Annotated in this window: 17 protein-coding genes and 1 riboswitch; of the genes, 6 read left to right on the forward strand and 11 right to left on the reverse strand. The window is 39.5% G+C overall.

Going from position 1 to position 15,908, the window contains the following annotated elements; translation table 11 throughout:
- Positions 1-51: 51 nt before the first annotated feature.
- From WAA15_RS22070 to rplU, 3 genes are all read right to left on the reverse strand, one after another.
- Positions 52-648 (reverse strand): NifU family protein, encoded by a 597-nt coding sequence (locus WAA15_RS22070; RefSeq protein ID WP_337045014.1) that lies wholly within the window; start codon positions 646-648, stop codon positions 52-54.
- 122 nt (positions 649-770) lie between these two features.
- Positions 771-1,028 carry a 50S ribosomal protein L27 gene (rpmA, locus tag WAA15_RS22075; protein ID WP_337045015.1) on the reverse strand — a complete coding sequence of 86 codons (258 nt, stop codon included), beginning with the start codon at positions 1,026-1,028 and terminating at the stop codon, positions 771-773.
- A gap of 67 nt (positions 1,029-1,095) precedes the next feature.
- Positions 1,096-1,407 carry a 50S ribosomal protein L21 gene (gene rplU / locus WAA15_RS22080; protein WP_337045016.1) on the reverse strand — a complete coding sequence of 104 codons (312 nt, stop codon included), beginning with the start codon at positions 1,405-1,407 and terminating at the stop codon, positions 1,096-1,098.
- A gap of 178 nt (positions 1,408-1,585) precedes the next feature.
- Here rplU and WAA15_RS22085 point away from each other — a divergent pair, with 178 nt between their 5' ends.
- Positions 1,586-2,023 carry a CBS domain-containing protein gene (locus tag WAA15_RS22085; protein WP_337045017.1) on the forward strand — a complete coding sequence of 146 codons (438 nt, stop codon included), beginning with the start codon at positions 1,586-1,588 and terminating at the stop codon, positions 2,021-2,023.
- 71 nt (positions 2,024-2,094) lie between these two features.
- The gene (locus WAA15_RS22090) at positions 2,095-2,544 is read left to right on the forward strand and encodes a DUF2721 domain-containing protein (RefSeq protein WP_337045018.1); all 450 of its coding nucleotides are present in this window, start codon (positions 2,095-2,097) and stop codon (positions 2,542-2,544) included.
- A 39-nt stretch (positions 2,545-2,583) separates the two neighbouring features.
- Here the strand turns inward: WAA15_RS22090 and WAA15_RS22095 are convergent, their stop codons facing one another.
- Genes WAA15_RS22095 through WAA15_RS22110 form a run of 4 tightly spaced genes read right to left on the reverse strand, consistent with a single transcriptional unit; the run spans position 2,584 to position 5,859 of the window.
- On the reverse strand, positions 2,584-3,240 hold the full coding sequence (locus WAA15_RS22095; RefSeq protein ID WP_337045019.1) for a lysoplasmalogenase: 657 nt from the start codon (positions 3,238-3,240) through the stop codon (positions 2,584-2,586).
- Between the two features lie 11 nt (positions 3,241-3,251).
- On the reverse strand, positions 3,252-4,397 hold the full coding sequence (locus WAA15_RS22100) for a M28 family metallopeptidase (RefSeq protein WP_337045020.1): 1,146 nt from the start codon (positions 4,395-4,397) through the stop codon (positions 3,252-3,254).
- Positions 4,398-4,426: 29 nt separating this feature from the next.
- Positions 4,427-5,293, reverse strand: coding sequence for a hypothetical protein (locus WAA15_RS22105; protein WP_337045021.1), 867 nt, complete (start codon positions 5,291-5,293; stop codon positions 4,427-4,429).
- Positions 5,294-5,319: 26 nt separating this feature from the next.
- Positions 5,320-5,859, reverse strand: a complete 540-nt coding sequence (locus WAA15_RS22110) for a 5' nucleotidase, NT5C type (protein ID WP_337045022.1) — start codon at positions 5,857-5,859, stop codon at positions 5,320-5,322.
- A 144-nt stretch (positions 5,860-6,003) separates the two neighbouring features.
- Positions 6,004-6,201, forward strand: a riboswitch (cobalamin riboswitch).
- Positions 6,202-6,288: 87 nt separating this feature from the next.
- On the opposite strand from WAA15_RS22110, the gene WAA15_RS22115 reads away from it, so the two are divergent.
- Together WAA15_RS22115 and WAA15_RS22120 are read left to right on the forward strand one after the other, a co-directional pair.
- Positions 6,289-8,190 (forward strand): TonB-dependent receptor plug domain-containing protein, encoded by a 1,902-nt coding sequence (locus tag WAA15_RS22115; protein ID WP_337045023.1) that lies wholly within the window; start codon positions 6,289-6,291, stop codon positions 8,188-8,190.
- A 4-nt stretch (positions 8,191-8,194) separates the two neighbouring features.
- Positions 8,195-9,277, forward strand: a complete 1,083-nt coding sequence (locus WAA15_RS22120) for a DUF5074 domain-containing protein (protein ID WP_337045024.1) — start codon at positions 8,195-8,197, stop codon at positions 9,275-9,277.
- A 44-nt stretch (positions 9,278-9,321) separates the two neighbouring features.
- Here the strand turns inward: WAA15_RS22120 and WAA15_RS22125 are convergent, their stop codons facing one another.
- Positions 9,322-9,795 (reverse strand): DUF3299 domain-containing protein, encoded by a 474-nt coding sequence (locus WAA15_RS22125; protein ID WP_337045025.1) that lies wholly within the window; start codon positions 9,793-9,795, stop codon positions 9,322-9,324.
- A 137-nt stretch (positions 9,796-9,932) separates the two neighbouring features.
- Between WAA15_RS22125 and WAA15_RS22130 the strand changes: the two genes are divergently transcribed.
- Entirely contained in the window at positions 9,933-10,283 is a 351-nt protein-coding gene (locus tag WAA15_RS22130) for a hypothetical protein (RefSeq protein ID WP_337045026.1), read from the forward strand.
- A gap of 1 nt (position 10,284) precedes the next feature.
- Positions 10,285-10,737 (forward strand): hypothetical protein, encoded by a 453-nt coding sequence (locus WAA15_RS22135; RefSeq protein ID WP_337045027.1) that lies wholly within the window; start codon positions 10,285-10,287, stop codon positions 10,735-10,737.
- A 10-nt stretch (positions 10,738-10,747) separates the two neighbouring features.
- On the opposite strand, the gene WAA15_RS22140 is transcribed toward WAA15_RS22135, so the two are convergent.
- From WAA15_RS22140 to WAA15_RS22150, 3 genes are all read right to left on the reverse strand, one after another.
- Positions 10,748-12,343, reverse strand: a complete 1,596-nt coding sequence (locus WAA15_RS22140; RefSeq protein ID WP_337045028.1) for a hypothetical protein — start codon at positions 12,341-12,343, stop codon at positions 10,748-10,750.
- A gap of 114 nt (positions 12,344-12,457) precedes the next feature.
- Positions 12,458-14,686, reverse strand: coding sequence for a Got1/Sft2-like family vesicle transport protein (locus tag WAA15_RS22145; RefSeq protein WP_337045029.1), 2,229 nt, complete (start codon positions 14,684-14,686; stop codon positions 12,458-12,460).
- Positions 14,683-15,906, reverse strand: coding sequence for a BatA domain-containing protein (locus WAA15_RS22150; RefSeq protein WP_337045030.1), 1,224 nt, complete (start codon positions 15,904-15,906; stop codon positions 14,683-14,685). Before WAA15_RS22150 ends, WAA15_RS22145 begins: the two co-directional genes overlap by 4 nt.
- Between the last annotated feature and the right edge of the window lie 2 nt (positions 15,907-15,908).

A 15,908-nucleotide genomic window follows, 5' to 3' on the forward strand; every position in this document is an offset into this window, starting at 1 on the left:
CTATAAACAAAGCATTGGTTTGTTTATAGCAGTAGTAAATTTTTTAAAATCTTATATGCCTTCTGCTACTACCTCTTTTACTTCTGGCACCATTGTAGTTAGCAAACGCTGGATACCGTCACGAAGAGTAACTGTTGAAGAAGGGCATCCGCTGCAAGAGCCTTGCAGATACACTTTTACTTGTCCGGTTGTATCATCGAAAGAAGCAAAATTAATAGCTCCACCGTCAGATTCCACCGCTGGGCGAACGTACTGGTCAAGTGTAGATTTAATTTTAGCTACCACTGCCGAGTCGTTGGCATCTACAATCAGGGTATTTTTATCGATTGTTTTTTTTGCAAAAACCGGATGGTTCTGTTCAAAATATATCTTCAAGAATTTCTTTACATCATACACTACATCTTCCCATTCTGTTTCTTCTTCTTTTGTCAGCGTAATGAAGTTAGCTGCAATAAAAATTCTTCTGACAAACGGAAACTGAAATAAATCGGCAGCCAGAGGCGATGCCTTGCCTTCTTCGGCAGTAGCGGCGATTGTCGGGTAGTCGAACGATAGCCCATCAGGAACCAATTCAAAATTCAATACAAATTTCATTGAATTGGGATTCGGGCTAAGCTCGGTATAAATCATTGTTGGGCGTTGAAGCATGACAATTGTAGAATAGAAAAATAAATAATAACAGTTTTAGAACACCAATCTTCCGAAATAAGTTTGGTAGGGGCATAAAAAAACCTGCCTTATGGGGCAGGTTTAAAAATCTTTACAGAAAATTATGCTTCTGCAATAACGCTTACGAAAGATTTTCCGTCACGTCCTTTTTTAAATTCTACTTTGCCATCAGCAAGTGCAAAAAGTGTATGGTCTCTTCCGATACCAACATTTACACCTGGATTGTGTTTAGTGCCACGTTGACGAACGATGATATTGCCCGCAATCGCAGTTTGACCACCAAACAATTTAACGCCTAAGCGTTTGCTTTCTGATTCACGACCGTTTTTCGATGAACCTACGCCTTTTTTGTGTGCCATGACCTTATTCTCTTTTAATTAGTGAATTGCAATGAATAATTTGCGGTTGAGTTGCCAACCAAATGTTTTACGCTGCGATTTCGTCAATGCGGATTTTAGTAAGATACTGACGGTGACCGTTTTTCTTAACGTATCCTTTACGACGTTTTTTCTTGAAAACGATTACTTTTTCGCCTTTTAAGTGTTCAAGAATGGTTGCTTTTACAGAAGCACCTTCTACGGTCGGAGTTCCTACTGAGATAGTTCCGCCGTTGTCAACAAGGAGAACCTTGTCAATTACAAGTTCAGCGTTCGCTTCGCCTTCCAATCTGTTGGTGTAAAGCGTACGACCCTTTTCAACTTTAAATTGCTGACCTGCGATTTCTACGATTGCGTACATTTTTTTGATAATAAATTAACAATGAATAATGTTTCTAGCCTGATTACTAGGCTATCAGCCGACAGACCTACTAATTAGGGGTGCAAAGTTAATAATTTAATTTTGTTTTTCAAACAGTTGCATTGTTTGATTTTTTTTATAAAATTGTATTGTTTTATCATTCAAACTCACAGGACCTATGAAAATTCGTCAGATATTACAGAAGAAAAAAATCAACGCCCTTTTCTCGGTTTCTTCCGATTCAACGGTATACCATGCCTTAGAGGTAATGGCAGAGAAAAATATCGGGGCTGTTTTAGTCATAGATAACGGAAAACTTTCGGGTATTTTCTCGGAGCGTGACTACGCCCGCAAGATTGTGCTGAAAGGTTTGCATTCAGATGAAACACAAGTGAAAGACGTAATGACCTCGCGGGTGATTACCATTGACCTTGAGCATAAACTCGAAGATGCCATGCAGATTATGTCGGATAAACATATCAGACACTTACCTGTTATGGACGGAGACGCACTGGTAGGTATTATTTCAATCAACGATTTGGTAACTACGCTTATAAACGAGCAAAAAGCCCAAATTGCTTCTCTTGAAAGCTATATTTCGGGTAGCTATGCTTAATGTTGTAAATAATTAAATTTGATATTTATCAGGAAACAGCGAAGCCCACAGGCTTCGCTTATTTATCTATAATGGAACTTACTATCGGTACTCCGGCACTACTTTTTTCTACGGTTTCGTTGCTGATGATTGCTTTTACTAACCGGTTTCTGGCACTGGCAAGCCTCATTCGGGACTTGCACGTGAAGTACAAAACCGAAGAAGAAAAAGAAAACATAGTGGCCCAGATTATAGGGCTACAACGCCGTATCAGGATTGTAAGGAATATCCAGATAATTGCCATTTCGAGCTTGTTACTTAGTGCTGTATGTATGCTTCTGATATTTGTTGGCCGCGAACTAGCCGCCAAATGGTTTTTCGGGGGGGCATTAATGCTCCAGATTGCTGCCCTGACTTTATCAGTACGTGAAATAACGCTTTCGATGAATGCACTAAAACTCGAACTGAGCGACATGGCCGAGTTGATTTCGCCTGTTACTCATAAAAAGCGCAAAAAACACGATACTCACGCAAGCTCCTGAGTTTTGGGGCATTACTGAAAAACACTCAAGCTGTTTAGTTTATATCTTCACCGAACCTCTTGCCAATAATAAACCTTGTATAATTAAATACTGGGCTACTACATAGGTACTCATGACCCCAAGGCCCGATAGGGGTATGTCTATCACAAACTTATTGAGGGCAATGAGCGAGTCAGAAATGATAAACAAAATGGCTCCTATCAGCACATACTGATAACTTTTATCGTTTACCTGCCTTTCGCTGGCTCTGATACCCATTATGGTAATAACCACCGCGTATAGAATGACCGGAATTTTGAAGTCGCCCGGAATTTTATTCAATAGAAAGAAAAGTAACAAACAGGCATAAGAAATAAACGGAAGCCAGCGGAAATGTCGTGATTTTCCCTCTTGTTGAAAAAGAAAAATATAACATACATGGCCCAATAAAAATGCACCTAAGCCAAGCAGGAAAAAGTTAGGGTTAAACTTCTGAAACATCAGAAAGGTATCGCCCAGACAGCAAAAAAACAAAGCTATCAGCACAAGGCGGTCACGTTTATTAAAATTTGATTGGGTAAGCCGGAAATAAAAAAATCCTAATGTAATCATCAGGAGGGGTTTGGTAATATAGCCGAGCCATTCGTTATCAATAAACCCTGCAATAATATTAAGGCAGGATAAGCCAAAGAAGATGGAAGTCTGGGTTCGATTCATAGTAAGGAAGGTTAAGTGTTATTCAGATGTTCTCCGATTTTCTCTGCTAATATAATAGCCTTTTCCATAGGTAAAAAATCTACATTTGAGAGAATATCAGTAGGACGGTGAATATTGGGCATACGGCCATTGGTATCGAGGGCTGCCAGCGTAAGAGAAGGAATACCCGCCCGCTGAAACCACACCGAGTCGAAATCGGCTGTGTGCCATGCACCTGTGCTTACATTTTTTAAAGCTGGTACCTCTGTAACAGCCTGTTTGGCAATCTGTATCAGGTCGTTATCATAAACAATGTTCGACCAGCTACCAGTCTGGGTTATAATTTTCAGATTTCCGTTTCCTAAGGTATCGAAATTGAGCAAATAAGTACCTTTATGAAACTCGGTATAATGTTTTTTCATGTAGGCTCTGGCTCCAATCATGCCCACTTCTTCTGCACCTGTCAACACTAATTCTACTTCAAGGTTTTCCAGATTTTTGTTCCATAGTTTTTCGGCTGTAGCAATGGCTGCGGCTACGCCCGTAGCGTTGTCAGAAGCCCCGTTCGAGTACCCTAAACGAAAATAATCGATAGTGCCGATTACCCCTTGTAACAAAAAATAAAAAGCCAGAATATTGCCTATAAGCATCACAAAGTTGCTCGGAGTAAGAAACTGTAAAATGGCTATAAACTGCGCGGCAATCATTAAAAACAGGCTTATTTTTAATGATTGCCTGAAATTGCCGACCATTTCAGGACGATACAATACAGAAATTGGGGCAGTGTCCCAGTGTGCCATTAAAATCAGTTTTTTAGGTTTTGAAGTATGGTTGTTTTCTGTTTTGACAACAAGATTATAAGATTTAACCAGCGGAGGAAAACCCGTAACAGGCGAAGCATACCAATTGAAATATAGCATGGCCATAGTTACAAAAACAAGGGTTAAAAACAGCCCTGCCACTGGTAAAAAGTTAAGGGTAAGTAAACCTGTAACTAGCCCGCCAATGAGCCACCAGACAACAGAAATGTAGGTTTTGGGTGTCTTGAATGATTCTCGTGCTACTTGCCGCCCAGTAAATAGGCCTGTGAGAAATTCAAGCACAGGAATATCATGGGAAGTTGCTACACCTCTGTTCGGGAAAGATGCCAGTTTTTCTACAATTTGCCTTGGGGTCATGGCTGAGTTATCAATTAATGGTTATTGGGTTAATCAAGAATTGTGTAATTGGTTATATTAAAAGTTGTGGTTGAAAACAAACGTATGTGCTGTATAAACTTATCGTTCATGAGCCAGTCATAATCGCTTTTTAAAATACTGATTTTAATAGTTTTACCTTTATTTACGAGTGTCTCATTGCCATTATTATAATTATAACTCTTGAAAAAAGCTTTATCTCGTGTATGAAAAATCAGGTTTTGGTACTCTTCCAGCTTTAAATCGGCTGTACGTTTGCTAAAATGGATACTCGTGATTTGGCCTATGAAAAACATTGTCTCATCCGAATCCGACTTGGTTCTGATAATGAGCCAGTAAGAAGCCAAGATTACAAAACATGAAACGGCAAATGTTAAAATAACATTTTTTTCAAAAGGCGTATGTAGTTCTTTTCTATAAACTTTACTGTCAGCGGTTGTCAGGCTTTTATTAGTTGGTAAATTCAACTGTTTTAAGTGGTCAACAAAAGAAAAGTAATTTTTATAATCTTCTTTTTCAATGACAAGTGTTTGAGAAAGACTTTCAATTATCAGAAAGGTTGTAGTTTTATTCTTTCTGTGTGTTGTATATTCATTCCAAGCAGTAATTTCTGATGCTTTTATTTGGGTAATATATTGCTGGCTTGGTGTCTGAACAATGATGGAGTCAGGATAGAAAATATAATTTTTTTTATACTCCTTCAGCACAGAATGTGCTATCAAGAAAACAAAAATCAATGAAATTACAGGCAAGAACCATAAAACCTCCAGAATAGCATTATAAATTAGGAACAAAAAGAATAATAAGCATAAAGTACACTCAAATACCGTTTTCCAGTAATTATGTTTCGGTTCGGCTATGGTTATGTTATTATTCATGATGCTTGTTTTAAAGGAGATATTATTTATACTTCACCTTCAAAAAATGTTTCTATATCTTTCCATGATTTGAACCTTTGGTAGCCTGTTACTTTCTGGTTATGAATAGCACTGAACATCAGGGTTTTACCTTTAAATGTTTTTAGGTTTTTTTCGTGGTCATCAATCATATAATCGGCAGCAACAATACTTTTATCGCCACAAAGTACAATATTCCGCCATGAAATAAACGGGAAGTGTTCTTCCAGCCAATCCATTTTGTCTTTTAAAGAATTCGGGAACTCGGTGGCTGCCGATACAATGAATACGTCGAAGTTTTCATGTAGTTTTTTTACAACTTCAATAGCATCTGGCATTACTTCAACATCTCTGAAAAACCCGGGTTTGAAAATCTCCTCCCTGATTTTGTGATAGTTTTTTTCGTCGAATATTTCAAAGTAGGCTTTGTTTTCAAAGTGTTGTTCGGTAAAAGCCGTGCCAATGATATGATTATAAGTTTTCAGGATTTTTTTTCCGGTGGCGGCCATTACATCGTCCATATCAATGGCAATTCTTTTCTTGGTCATAAAATTTTGGTTTTGTTTCTGCGAATATAAACATAGATTTCACAACATACGCCATAGGCTCATATCTGTTTTTGTAATTCATAACAAAGCAAGAAAAAACAGTAATTTTTGTCAGGATTGTTATTCTTTATAAAAAATCGTTTTACCTTTGCAACAGTTTTAGGTGCCTTATATGATTTCCAATAATCATCTAAAGGCTTAAAAGGGAATCCCGTTAAAATCGGGAACTGTCCCCGCAACTGTAAGTTTCATTCGTACATTTCTTCTACTTGGCCACTGTTATACGGGAAGGCTTGAAATGTTGAAACAAGTCAGGAGACCTGCCCAGAGCTATCCTTGTTTGTGCTTTACGGCGGATGAAGGCAAATGAGCGAAAGAATATCATTCATTTTTATCATGTAGCAGGTTTTGGGCATTTCATTTAAATGCTTGTTTTCCAAGAGCTTCTTCTGGGCTTTGGCGTGGTTTGTACTCGCGTCGGTGTTTGCATTGGCTCAGACCGATTCAACCAGAATGCTTGATGAGGTTTCGGTCAGGAGTTTTGCTCCGACACGTTTCATGGCAGGCTTGAAGATTCAACGTATCGATTCCGTTTCGTTACAACAGGCCCAATTCCAGACCCTTGCAGAGTTTCTGAACTTTCAGGCTCCTGTGCATTTCCGTTCTTATGGAAATGGGCAAGTAACTAGTATTGGTCTGAGAGGAACCTCAAGTAACCATACGGCAGTAGTATGGAACGGAATTAATATTAATTCGCCAAGTACCGGGCAAAGCGATTTCTCAACCTTACCTGTGGCTGGTTTTGACTTGCTTGCTATTCAGTATGGGTCTTCGTCGTGCGTGATAGGCTCTGACGCCGTCGGAGGGAGTATATTACTCGATTCGAAACCCGTTTGGAGTAAAAACGTGCAAGTGAGTTTTGGGCAGAAACTGGCAAGTTTTGATAACTGGCAAAGTCAGGGGAGTGTTCGTTTATCCAATAATAGGCTCTCGTCTAAAACGGTTTTTTATAAAGGCGTATTAAACAATAATTATCCTTACACAGAGCGGCAGTATTATCCTGTTGAACGCTCAAGTACTAGTTCAAAAGGATTTATTCAAGATTTGTTTTATCTGACCAGAAATAAGCACCAGATTTCGCTCAATGTGTGGTTATCGGATAATAACGTTGAGATTTCGCCGCAATCAATCAATACCCGAGAAATCTTGCAGACGCAAGCTGTAAGAGTATTAAACACCTATCAGGTTAAAGACCTGACTGTCAGGGCTGGCTATGTGCAAGACATTACGAACTATGGAAAAGGTAATTTTATAAAACCAAGCCGCACAGCCATTGACCGCTTTTTAATACGTACTGAATATGAATGGAAATTCTGGAAACTTACTACGCATATTGGTGGCGAAGGCGCACATGTAATAGCCCATGTAGACGATTATAATAATGGCAGAATAGCCGAAAACAGGCTTGATGTTTTTGCATGGTTGAGGTATCAGGTTACAAAGCAACTGCTTGCAACGCTCAATGTAAGGCAGGCCTTTATTAAGAGTTTTGACCCTCCGCTGGCTCCGGCTTTAGGTATTGAGTATCAGCTTGGCAGGTCGGTTAAATTAACAGGTAACCTTTCCCGCAGTTACCGGATTCCCACAATGAACGAACGTTACTGGTCTGAATTAGGCGACCCTAATCTGAAACCTGAAGATGGTTTTAATAAAGAAATAGGTGTTAGCTGGAGCCAGACCAGACGTGCTTTCAGTTTTAATTCAAGTTTGAATTTGTACCATAACCTGATAGATAACTGGGTTTACTGGAATCCTGAGACCGGCTATCGGGTGCAGAATCTGCAACAGGTATTAGCTAAAGGGCTTGAATGGGCCTATAAAACAGCATATCAGCATAATAAACTCGCTTTGGGTTTAAATACACAATATACCTATACCAGTTCTTCGCAACAGAAAGCCTATGATAATTTTTCGGCTGATGTAATAGGGAAGCAACTCATTTATATTCCCAAGCATAATTTTACGGCTAGTTTATACTTCCAGCATTCGGGTAGCTCTGGTTTTCTGGAACAACACGGAATGCCATTCCGTGCTACGTTTCAATGGCAAGCCAATAGCCGCAGGTATTATACCTTTGACAATTCGAAATGGTTAAATGGCCAGCAGATTGTTAATATAATAATAGAAAGCGGCCTGAGAGGAAAACACATCGATGGAAAGATTTTCCTGCAAGCCAATAATATTTTCGATGAGCTTTACCTTAACTCCAAGCGCAACGCCATGCCCGGCAGAAACTACGCAATCAACTTAGTATTTAACATAAAAAAATAGTACAATGAATTTTAAAAAATTATCACTGATTGGTTTTGTTTCCATTGCCCTTTTTTCATGCGAGAAAACCGAAACCGAACCCACACAACCCTATGATTCAGGCGTGATTGTAGTAAATGCCGGTAACTTTTTTGATAATAACGGAACCCTTTCGCTGGTAGACAGAAATTCCAGAACGGCCTCGTTAGATATATTTCAGAAAGAAAATAGCCGCCCCATCACAGGCGGAATATCAGACTATGCTGAAGTTGACGGAAAAGGCATAATTCTGGTAGACAACGCCACCACAGGACAAGACAAAATTGAGATTGTAAATGCACGCACCTTAAAGTCAGTAGCCACGATTCCGTCGAGTGAAATAGAAAACCCGCGTCAGGTTGTTAAAGCAGGCACCGACAAAGCCTATATCACCGCATGGGCAGCCACAGGAGCGTATACTGATTTTTATACCAATAAAGGCTATGTAGCAGTATTAGATTTAAAAACCAACAAGATAACCAAGAAAATTACGGTTCAGAAAGGAGCCGAGAGTATCGTAATAGTAGGCAATGAAGCCTTTGTTGGAGATGTAAACGACGGCGTTGTACAAGTGATAGATACCCAGACTGACACCTTTAAGCAAGAAATAAAAGGCGTAGGTAGTGTGAGCAGCCTTCAAGCCGATGCCAATGGTAAATTATGGGGCTTTGTGTATCAGGATGCCATCAGGATTAACCCTCAAACCAAGCAGGTAGAAGCGAAAATCAGAGTAGGTAACCACCCTGATAAAACCCCCGGTAGCCTTGCTTTTAGTGCCGACAAAAAAACTATCTATTTTGCCTACACATTTTATGACCCAGCCGATAATTACCTGCAAAAAGGCGAAGTATACAGCTTTAATATCAACGATACCACAATTCCGGCTACAACGCCTGTGTCGAAAAAAGTTGTGTCTGGCTTAGGATTCGATGCCACTTCAAACCTGTTATATGCAGGTGTTACACCAAGTTACAAACAAGCAGGCTTTGTGTATCGTTATCAGCCCAACGGAACACTAGTCGATTCAGTAAAAGTAGAAATTGCTCCTGCAAAGTTTATCTTTAAATAATATCTGACAAAGCCTCATGCCTGAATATGGGTTTGAGGCTTTGCTTAACCTCCCTTCTTCACAGTTTCAGTATTCTGTAAAATATAGTTTAGTTCTTCAATATTATCAGCATTCAACTTTAGGGTCCCTTTGACAGTCCAGACCTCGTCCGTAATAAACTTGCGTGGATTTTTCAGTTTTAACTGGATAATAGATTCAGGACCCGAACCTCCACAGAAAAAACACGCTGCCATAGGATTAGCCGATAACACAAAAATATTAGCCGAAGGGTCAACCGGAATCATGTAGCCTCTGATTTGTATCTCTTTGCCCTCAAGAGCTTTTATTTTGGAGCCAAATTCAGGATACAGAAAAAACATATTTTCCTGCTTGTTAAATCTCTTTCTGAACTTTACATCCTTTAAATCGGCCCATGTAATATTGTGCGGATTATCCTGCCAGACAAAACCCAAACATAAGCAACTGCAAGCGAGAATAATGCTGATTCTCGGAAAATGAAAATAAATGAGACTTTTCATAGTTAAAAAAAGTTTATGCAATATTGTTGCAAATATACTGCATGGATTTTATTTTTGCATCATTGTTGCATAAATTTCATCTGTTTTGTTTCAGTAACTCGGTTGCTTATTATCTGCCTGCAATAAACCTCATGAATATGACCAGAATATTGTTAGGATTTCAATTAGTTACTACTTCTTTTATTCATCTGATTTGCTGTGGATTCCCTTTGTTGATAAGCCTTAGCGGAGGATTGAGCGTTTTTATGACTTTACAGAGAATTACGCCAATGTTAGGGCTTGTGCAGTTGTTGGTGTTCGGATTTACATTATATCAGTTATATAAATCAGGGAGTAGGGCAACCAAAAGGCAACGTATACTTTTTTGGACTTTTTCGCTCGTAGCATTAGTGTTTTTTATTTATCCACCCATTCACTGGTTCAAGTCAGACGAAGCCAAGTTAAAACAGGCTCAAATGGAGCGTTTTTTTAAAATAAATCATAAATAGAATGAAGCATACAATTTTATTGCTAGCAGTATTGGCAGTAATGTCATGTTCGGGCAAATCAGCTAAAGATAATCCGATGCTTGTAGAAGCCAATGAGGTACATCTGGCAGCTGAAGCCATACAGGAAGAAATAGAGCCGCAGATAGAAAAGCTAGATAGCTTGCGTAACCTGCTTACGATGCGGAAAACCCCACAAGCCGATTCAGTGATAGCAGATTTAGCAACATTAAAAACCGATTTTGAGGCTTGGGAAAAAGACTTTTTTCCTGTGCCGGGCTTTGAACACGCACACGCAGGCAAGCATGAGCATCATCATCATCACGACCACGCGCCTGCACCGGAATTACCAGCCGATAAAATGCTGGAGGTACAGAAAGAAATTAAAAAAAATATTGAAGGTATCCAGAACAGGCTTAGTGAGACTCTAACAAAAACGCGGAAAATCCTGCAATAGTAGTTTCGTGCTAAAAACTGAGTTTAGGCTCGAGCCATAAAGCCGCCAAGCCTAGTATAATAAGCACATACCAGAGCCAGTCGGGTAGGGTAGTTGTTAAAACCTGAGCCGAAGCAACGCTACTGTTGTTCTCAAATTTTTGGTGTGCCAGTAGCATTTGCTGTATTTGTTTACTTTGTTGAAGCCCACCCGAAGCCTCGTCAACGAAGATATTCAGCGAATCTTGTAAGGTTTGCCAGCCACTCTGCCTAAAAATATAATCGGTCGAAAAACTTAAAGGATTCACAGCCGACTGGCTTAATTGGGTTGTATCGCCAGCAAGAGTAATTTTATTGGTTGTTACAGAAGGGTTGTTAATTGTAACAGACGTTTGAGTATTGACGAAAACAGGGGCCTGTATCAGTACGTTGTCCGACTGGGCAGGGCTAAGCTGTTGTAGTACACTTGCCCAGATTTTGTTATATGTGAGGCTATCGCCACTTAGTTTTAATGGGAAGGTCTCGTTCAGTAAACTCAGCCCTATTTTACCCACTTTCTTTTGTATGGCTATCGGGTAGGTACCTACCGATTGCTGATTAAGGCTGGTTTCAAGGGTATAAGGAAGGGCCGAAAGGTTATCGGCGATATTAACCGATTGTTCGTTTGATGTCCTTTTGATACGCCAGTTAGTTCCTAAAGCCTGATTAATAACTTTGGTGTCCTGCTCGGGAGCCATAGCATTAATAAACAAGACACTTTTTCCTTCATTAACGGCTTTTTTTACAAGTGCATGAGTGGCATTGGTGGGGTCGGTTATTACAACATCGGCGTTAAAAGTTTTAGACTGAGAAGCTTTATTAATACTGACTTTACTTTGAGCATCTTTAGCAATAGTAGTAATGATTTCTACCCGATGGTTATTTTTACCCAGCCACTCAGAAAGGTTCTTGCTTTCAAAGTCTGGGTTTTGCAAAATAAATAACACATTGAATGGCTGTGGTGTGTGGCTATAAAAATGAATATGTTGTAATGGCTCATTATCAAGTGTCAGTGTAGTTTCTGTACGACCAATAGTAAAAGCCGGAAAACTAAAATGAAAAGCATTCAACCCTTTTTCTAAAACCAGACTATCCAGTACTTTATTGGCATATTTCAAACGAAGGATATGAGTATCACCAACGGCTATTTTACCATTCACTTCCTGTATATCTCCTTTTTTTACAATACCGTTCCAGTGTAAATCCTGTAATTGTTCGGCACTAAAATAGGGCAGCCAAGTCAGGTTTTTCTGGCTTAACCTACCAAGTGTTTCCGAACTGAAATTTTGGCCTAACAAAAATATATGACCAAGCTGGTCGATAAAATGCGGATTTTTACCAATCAGGCGGATAAATTCAGCATTGCTTAATACCTCACCTGCCCGAACGCTATCTTTCACCTTCTGTACATACGTTTTAGGTACATTACTATCGGTTAATATCACCTTATTGGTCTGACTAGTGTATGTCAGTTCAGGTTGAAAAACAAACAGAAAAACCACTAACCATACCAATACATTAAGGCATACGCGTATCCAGAGACGTTTTTTTGTAAGGTTGGCAGACCGTAATAATAGCCATAGTTGCATAAGTAATACTATGCCTAAACATAAGTAAAGCAACCACTTAGACTGCAAAACGGATAATATAAGTACTGTAAATGTCATTGTTCGGGTATGTGCTGTTTGTCTGATAGAGTTGTCTTACTGAATATTTTTCCAGAATGCCTTTTCGAGCTTTTTATTGCCTTCATAAGATGTATTCAGTGAGCCTTTAGGTACACTCATACCTGTAAGTTGGTAAAGCCTTGTTTTTAAAGTTGCTTTTTCGTCGGCTGATAAATCCTTGTCGTTTATTAATTTCTGCAACAAACTCAACACCGACCAGTCGGTTAGCTTGCTGTTCATGACTTTGCTACTCATATAGGAGCCTAGCATCAGTACCTTTTGTTTTTGTATACCATTTAGCTTTTGTGCGTCAACTTTGGTGTCTACAATTCCTAGCACCTCTGCCACCAGTCGCTCAACCTGTTGTTGTGAAAAACTTTTTTCGTAGCTGAATGCCTCATTAAACTTATTGAGTTCGCCTGTCATGCGTTTTTCTTTTTCTTTAATAGGCGGAGGGTCAAAACTTGTTTTCTTGACAAACGTTCGCGCTTTCTGCTGAGCCGATTTCAGAAACTCCAATGCTTTTTTCTCGAAAGGCAGGGCTTTTTCAGGCTCATACAGGCGTAGGTGTAATTCTGACTGCCACATTTGTTCAAGTGCCATTTTTAATAAACTACGTGTCGATTGTTCATAAAATGTATTGGCTTCGCCGTCGTCATGCGAATGAACATAATCTTTCAGGATAGCCGCTAGTGGGTCTTCATTATCGGGGTTGCCTTTAGGTGCAGAGCCGTGGTCATGGTCATGTCCTTGCGGTTTAGCACCATCCTCGTGGTCGTGTTCGCCTTCGTCGTGTGCATGTACAAAACCTTTCAGCAAATCGCTACCCATATTTGAGCCACCTGTTGCTTCTTCAGGCAATGGGTTTCCGCCTCCTATCGAGTTTTCAAATTCTTCACCCAGATACTGCCCGTAGCGTAAGCGTAGAGCTTTCTGGTCGAAACCTATTTCGTTTGAAGTACTGTTAAATTCTTTCTGGGTAATTTTTTTACTTTTAGCAATCAGTTTTTCGGTATCGATAATAATCTGGCGTTGGCTTCTGAAATATTCTGGCAGAATATTCATGGCCATTGTGGCCATTTCAGCCTCTTCTGTTTTTGAAGTATCTTTATAAACAATAAAATAAGTATCAGATTTGGTATAATTAGGTTCGGGCTTTTTGTTATCGAATGCCCCCCAATAATAGTATAGTTCATCGCCTGGGGCAAAGTTCAAGGCTTTTAAGTCGATACTTTTGGTAACTGTGGTTTCTTTGAAATTGGCCTGACTGATTGGGAGTTTTATTTCTCTAAATTTTACGTTTTCGCCCGAACCCCGCGCCACTGTGGCTATAATAAAAGCTTGTGTTACCAGAAAATCGTCTGAAATACGCGCCGAAACCTGAATTGTTTTGGGGTCTTTCAGAAAATGAAACTTGTATAATTCTTTTGAAGCAGGGTCAATTTTTGGTGCAAGGTCAGGGATGGCTTCAAGTCGGTAATAATCTGACTGGTAAACCAGCGAATCTCGCCAGTAGGCTTTTATGGCATATAGGCCTGTACTTTGTAGTATGTCGGTATATTCAAATGTTTCAGCCGTTTTCTTAAATGTTAGTTCCTCACCTCTGTTATTGCTGAGTTTTAAGGCTAAATCGTTTGTATGATTAAATTCTACCTGCCATTTCAGGGTTGAACCACTGATGGCAGAAGCATTCAAATCTTCTCCTGACTTCACAGGAAGGCCAGTATAAGCAGGGGGAGTAATAGTTAACTTAGCTGAACTGAAAACAGGTGGCTTGGCTAGTTCTTCCGGTGAAAGATTATTGGTAGTAGAACCAACGGCAGGGTTAGCCGACTGATTTTGACGGATAAGCGGATACCCGAAATAAATACCCAAAGATAGCGCAAGGGCAATGACAGGAATCCAGAGGCGTGAATTAATAACCGCTGGGGTTTTCTGATTGCTTAGTTTAGCAGCTAATCGTTCTAACTGTAATTGTTCGGCAATATTTGGCTCGTTTACCGTCAGTAGTTGAAGGCTATATTCAGTATCGTCAATTTTTTCATGAATCAGTCTGATGGCATCGTTTTGTTTATCTGTAAAAAGTCTTGTATAATACGCACTAATACCAAAGGCTATTATACTACCTATAATAACCAAAGGGAGTGAGTGAATAAAAACGGATAGTAATAAAAAAACGGATAGTGCAGTCAGGCTACATGCCAGCAAAGCTGTGGCATATAACTGATAGCGTACTCCTGAAATAATATGTTTGACCTGATTCATGCGTTTTTACGGATAGCTATGAAACGTTCGATACCTAAAATGACAATAAATACCAATAGTAAAATCTTTGAAAATTCACTTTCATGAGAAGCCTTCTTATAGCCTGTATAGCTGAATAACGCCTTTAACTGTTGTTGGCTTAGTGCTGGCTCAGAAGGATTTAGTCCATAATGTTTTATCAGTACTTCGGCTAGCCATTCGGGTAGTTCGCCATTAAAAACACGTGCTGATAACTGAGGGCTAAAACTATTGGGTACGTTAATAATATTTTGCTGATAACCCAAGCGGCTGGCAGGTGTGGTGTTAGTATTTGAGATTATATAAAGCGTTGTCGGTAGAAATCCGTTCGATTGCGTCGGTATAGTTTTATTACTGAAAACCCATTGATAGGTTTTATCGTTAGCAAGCTCAGTATCAATAGAAACAGGTAGCTGATAGACTTCTGCCAGTGCTTTTAAAGAAGCTGTAATGGCTTGTATCTCTGCTTTGTCCTGATTGAGTATGAGCGCATTTATGGGGCTATTCAATACAGGTTTTGGCTGATATTGGGTATTTTTATCAAGTTCGGGCTGGCTGATTAGCTCATTTCGGGCATTGACAAAAACTTTGGTATTAGCAAAAACCAGATACGGTTTAGGCTCTTTTGTGAGAGAGTCAACAACCGTATGTAAAGAAAACCTAAAAGGAACAAAAATATTATCTACCTCTGCCAACTTTGCCGTATTAATGAAGTAAAGGTGTAATTGAGCTTCATTTACTACGGGGGCAATTTTATTAAGGCAAGATTGTAAAATGAGCGGATTGAAATCGGTAGTGGTGGGTTGCTGGCTTATGTTTTCAAGAAGCGTTGGGGTATTCTGAATCCAGTATATTTTTTCGCCTTTTTTCAGGGCTTCTTCCAGTTCAAATTTAAAATTATTAATAATTAAGCTATTGGGCTGAACCAGATGAATTTTTTGCGCTGCCGGCTCAGCACCTGCCCATTTGAGTAATGGCTTGCTCAGGAAAAAACAAAATAATACGATAAGCAGACAGCGGAGTAAGAGCAACAGCAGGTTATCTAACCGAATTCCCCTTGATTGTTGAAGGTTTTTTTCGATTAGCCATTGTGTAGCTGCCCATTCTATTACTTTTCCTTTTTTCTGATGCCAGAAATGGAGGATAACCGGTATGGCAATAGCTATACTTCCCCAAAGCATCAAAGGATTTAACAATTCCATAC

Source organism: Emticicia sp. 17c (assembly GCF_037153985.1).
Lineage (GTDB): Bacteria > Bacteroidota > Bacteroidia > Cytophagales > Spirosomataceae > Emticicia.

Bases quoted from the DNA above. Each gene is read 5' to 3' on its own strand.
- WAA15_RS22070 (WP_337045014.1), bottom strand. From the start codon at position 648: ATGCTTCAACGCCCAACAATGATTTATACCGAGCTTAGCCCGAATCCC.
- rpmA (WP_337045015.1), bottom strand. From the start codon at position 1,028: ATGGCACACAAAAAAGGCGTAGGTTCATCGAAAAACGGTCGTGAATCA.
- rplU (WP_337045016.1), bottom strand. From the start codon at position 1,407: ATGTACGCAATCGTAGAAATCGCAGGTCAGCAATTTAAAGTTGAAAAG.
- WAA15_RS22085 (WP_337045017.1), top strand. From the start codon at position 1,586: ATGAAAATTCGTCAGATATTACAGAAGAAAAAAATCAACGCCCTTTTC.
- WAA15_RS22090 (WP_337045018.1), top strand. From the start codon at position 2,095: ATGGAACTTACTATCGGTACTCCGGCACTACTTTTTTCTACGGTTTCG.
- WAA15_RS22095 (WP_337045019.1), bottom strand. From the start codon at position 3,240: ATGAATCGAACCCAGACTTCCATCTTCTTTGGCTTATCCTGCCTTAAT.
- WAA15_RS22100 (WP_337045020.1), bottom strand. From the start codon at position 4,397: ATGACCCCAAGGCAAATTGTAGAAAAACTGGCATCTTTCCCGAACAGA.
- WAA15_RS22105 (WP_337045021.1), bottom strand. From the start codon at position 5,293: ATGAATAATAACATAACCATAGCCGAACCGAAACATAATTACTGGAAA.
- WAA15_RS22110 (WP_337045022.1), bottom strand. From the start codon at position 5,859: ATGACCAAGAAAAGAATTGCCATTGATATGGACGATGTAATGGCCGCC.
- WAA15_RS22120 (WP_337045024.1), top strand. From the start codon at position 8,195: ATGAATTTTAAAAAATTATCACTGATTGGTTTTGTTTCCATTGCCCTT.
- WAA15_RS22125 (WP_337045025.1), bottom strand. From the start codon at position 9,795: ATGAAAAGTCTCATTTATTTTCATTTTCCGAGAATCAGCATTATTCTC.
- WAA15_RS22130 (WP_337045026.1), top strand. From the start codon at position 9,933: ATGACCAGAATATTGTTAGGATTTCAATTAGTTACTACTTCTTTTATT.
- WAA15_RS22135 (WP_337045027.1), top strand. From the start codon at position 10,285: ATGAAGCATACAATTTTATTGCTAGCAGTATTGGCAGTAATGTCATGT.
- WAA15_RS22140 (WP_337045028.1), bottom strand. From the start codon at position 12,343: ATGCAACTATGGCTATTATTACGGTCTGCCAACCTTACAAAAAAACGT.
- WAA15_RS22145 (WP_337045029.1), bottom strand. From the start codon at position 14,686: ATGAATCAGGTCAAACATATTATTTCAGGAGTACGCTATCAGTTATAT.
- WAA15_RS22150 (WP_337045030.1), bottom strand. From the start codon at position 15,906: ATGGAATTGTTAAATCCTTTGATGCTTTGGGGAAGTATAGCTATTGCC.